We start from the raw sequence: 3,237 nt of genomic DNA on the forward strand, positions 1-3,237 counted from the left end.
CCCGATACCAGCACCTATTTTTCCAAATCTGCTTATGAAAAGGAAATGAGGTCTACAGCTGACAAATACCTCACCCAACCAACCATTCAAATCACTGATGAAAACTATATGGAGGTCATGGAAGTTCTCTATGACTACCCTCAAGAGTTTGAAGGAAAGAAAATCGAATTTACAGGCTTTGTCTATAACGATCCTAGCCATCCAGATAGCCAGTTCCTCTTTCGCTTTGGAATCATCCACTGTATCGCCGATTCTGGTGTATATGGACTCTTGACAAAGGGGAACTCACGCCAGTATCCTGACAATACTTGGATCACCGCTAGCGGAACCCTGACCCTCCACTACCATAAAGAACTCAAACAAAAACTCCCAACACTAGAGGTTGAGAGTTTCACAAAAGTAGATAAACCAGAAAATCCTTATGTCTATCGCGTTTTTTAATAAAAAGTAGCCTTTTCAGGCTACTTTTTATTATTTAGCAATTTTCTAACCTCTTGAGCACCAATCTGATCGCCTGCCTTTTCAAAAAGAACGATAGCTTGTAAAAAATTTTCATGTGATTCTTCAGGATTTTGTATCGAACCAATCTCTCCTAAACCTCTATAGGCACAAGCTTGGGCAATCAAATCATCTGTTTGCAAAGCTTGTTTTAAGGACTGTTCCATATACATGAATGCTTCTGCTACTTTTCCTAACTTTAATCGTAAATAACCTTGCTCATAATTGTTAACAGAAGATTTGAGGGTATCCTCTGTAAAAGCTTCTTCAATGACTTTTTGCTCTCTTTCGATATAGAAAAGGGCTGTTTGAAATTCATTCATTTCACGATAAACCATGGCTAACTGATGATAGCCTATATGTTCATTTTCTGGGTCGCTTTTAGTTCGTGCTAAGTCAATGTAACGCTGATAGATACTTAAGCACTCGTTGTATTTTTGCTCTTCAAGATAAATATACCCCATCAAATTTAACAAACTAAAATCTGTGCAAGTTTCCAATAAAAAATCAGCTTCAACTATTTTTTTAGCCTCATTAATCTTACCCTCAAACAATAAATCCCATGCTTGATTCATACATATCCTCCTGCTTCTTACGTTGTATAGAAATCTATTGACAAATCGCTATCAGACTCGTATTTTTTCCAAGCTAAACTGAAGCCATAATAATCTTCAAATTCAGGGTGCCAGTCATAATAAAGTGGGACACGACTATACTTTCTCGCTACAACTTCGTCTTCAAATTCTGGAGACTCCCCTGCTGTAATACCAAATTGAAAGCCATTTAGTTCCCAAGTATTTCCCCAAACGTTTTCATCAGAGAGAACATCGATCCATCTAGAAGCATCAATATCAAAATCTGCACATAATTCCAGCTCATAGAATCTTCTACAGTTAATCTCTGAAGGCTTAATATAAAGGGCAACATCTACTTGGTACTTTGTATCTTTGACTTGAACCTGCGTAATTTTCATTGGAATTGGAACTCCATTTAATTCTAACCAGAAATAGCCTAAGGGAGTTTTGATACTATAATATTGCTGATTAGCAGGTTTAACATTTTTAGAGCAAGCATCAAGCATTCTTCCCAGCTTTATTATATTTCTACAAACGTTTTTCGAAGTGATTGGGTCGAAATGTGAATACCTACGAATGACACGTTTTAACTTTTCAACAGGAAAAGTGATATCCTTTGGTAGGGCATGATACTTCTGTACAACTAAAGCAGTTTTTTCAGTATTTTCCTTCCCGACTGGGACAATAACAGCGTGTCCTATATGGATATTTGGGTCATCACAGATATACGTATAGCCATTCCCTCCCTCCTGAAACTCAACCACAACAAGATTTAACTCTTGATCTGGATCAAAGAGAGGCTCTACCTTTTCTACTTCTTGGCGCTCATAAAAAGTAAAGTGATCTCCATCCCCGTCTTCGCCAAAAACCATGAAACTGCCACACTCAGGGCACTTCCACATATAAAATGACGCTTCAGAAATATCATCATAAGAAATTTTATTATGGTCGTCAGCTTTATTTATGATTTCTTCAAACAACTCATCCGAATAAACTGAATAAGCATTTGGATCGGGCGCTCGGTGGTCATTCATTGCTTGCCCACATTTACATGTCCATTTACCCATAAAAAACCTCAGTCGTGGCCTAATTCTTCAAGGAAAAATTGATTTAGAGCTTTCCACTCTTTCTTTTCCTCTCTAACACTTTGAACGTATGCATCCAACTCTTGGATGTTAGCTAAAATATAATCTTGAATTGGCATTATCGGATCAATTTCCATACCTTCAGCTCCCTTGACCTTGATATCAAGCAATCTTAACACATGCTCTTTCATCTCATCAGGAAGCAATTCTTTGACCAAATCGTCAAATAAAATTGGAGGAACAGAATGGTATTTTTCAATCCAACGACAGGCCAAAATAGGACGCAGCGCATAGAAATACTTTTTAGGTTTGACCTTGTCTCCTGAAAGATACTTATTCATTTGAGTTCTAGCAGTGTTCAAGTAATGGTAGAGCATTTTCTTCTCAGAAAAATACTGGTTGGCAAGATGACGCATGCGCTCGATAAAATCCGTTTGTCGATAGACAATTGGTGACTGTAACCATTCAAACAGTGTAGGATTTGACTTATAAAGGAGTTTTAAAGTCTTGTCTAAATCCCAACCACTCACATCCCAAGTATCGTCAATTGGTAGCTCGATAACATCACGCTGTTCATTTAAACGGAGATAAAAATCTTGCTTGTGTTTGTAGATAAATCGTACATCAAAGTCACTATCGGGAGACTCAAAACCCCAGGCACGACTACCAGACTCGATAGCCCATAAAACTCTGACACCATAATCACGCTCAATTTCTGCTAATTTTTCCGGTACCAGAACATTCATTTCTTCTTGCGTTTGCATAATAAAGCCTCGTCTATATTCTGAGCATAAGTAGATGCTAAAATAGGGAATTATGGGAACTAAAAAGAATTATATCACTCTTTCAAAACTACAATCAAATAAACTAAACCTTCTATAAGCTTATTCAGACGTTTTCTATACCTGAGCCCCTTGAATGACAGAATCTCCATCCTTCCAGTTTCGAGCAATCTCTTCGTCTTTCTGGAGTTGGTCAACCAGTTCCTCTACGGAGTCAAATTTGATCATATCGCGGACACGGTCCAGCCAGTAGACCATGACTGTCTCACCGTAAATATCGTCTGAAAAGTCGAAAAT

The 3,237-nt window shown here is 37.9% G+C and carries 5 protein-coding genes; 1 reads left to right on the plus strand and 4 read right to left on the minus strand.

Annotated elements, in window-relative coordinates:
• Positions 1 to 441, plus strand: a 441-nt coding sequence (locus GMD6S_RS08645) for a TIGR03943 family putative permease subunit (RefSeq protein ID WP_000296495.1), incomplete at its 5' end; no start/stop codon positions are given.
• A 20-nt stretch (positions 442 to 461) separates the two neighbouring features.
• Here the strand turns inward: GMD6S_RS08645 and GMD6S_RS08650 are convergent.
• The 4 genes from GMD6S_RS08650 to GMD6S_RS08665 all read right to left on the minus strand — a co-directional run.
• Entirely contained in the window at positions 462 to 1,073 is a 612-nt protein-coding gene (locus tag GMD6S_RS08650) for a tetratricopeptide repeat protein (protein WP_001070705.1), read from the minus strand.
• Positions 1,074 to 1,090: 17 nt separating this feature from the next.
• The gene (locus GMD6S_RS08655; RefSeq protein ID WP_000521314.1) at positions 1,091 to 2,140 is read right to left on the minus strand and encodes a hypothetical protein; all 1,050 of its coding nucleotides are present in this window, start codon (positions 2,138 to 2,140) and stop codon (positions 1,091 to 1,093) included.
• An 8-nt stretch (positions 2,141 to 2,148) separates the two neighbouring features.
• Entirely contained in the window at positions 2,149 to 2,922 is a 774-nt protein-coding gene (locus GMD6S_RS08660) for a nucleotidyltransferase domain-containing protein (RefSeq protein ID WP_001194460.1), read from the minus strand.
• A gap of 135 nt (positions 2,923 to 3,057) precedes the next feature.
• Positions 3,058 to 3,237: riboflavin kinase (locus GMD6S_RS08665; protein WP_000519854.1), on the minus strand; the 180-nt coding region annotated here is incomplete at its 5' end.

This window comes from Streptococcus sp. GMD6S, assembly GCF_000297015.1.

Coding starts and splice junctions, on each gene's coding strand:
- GMD6S_RS08655 (WP_000521314.1), bottom strand. CDS start 2,140: ATGGGTAAATGGACATGTAAATGTGGGCAAGCAATGAATGACCACCGA.
- GMD6S_RS08660 (WP_001194460.1), bottom strand. CDS start 2,922: ATGCAAACGCAAGAAGAAATGAATGTTCTGGTACCGGAAAAATTAGCA.
- GMD6S_RS08650 (WP_001070705.1), bottom strand. CDS start 1,073: ATGAATCAAGCATGGGATTTATTGTTTGAGGGTAAGATTAATGAGGCT.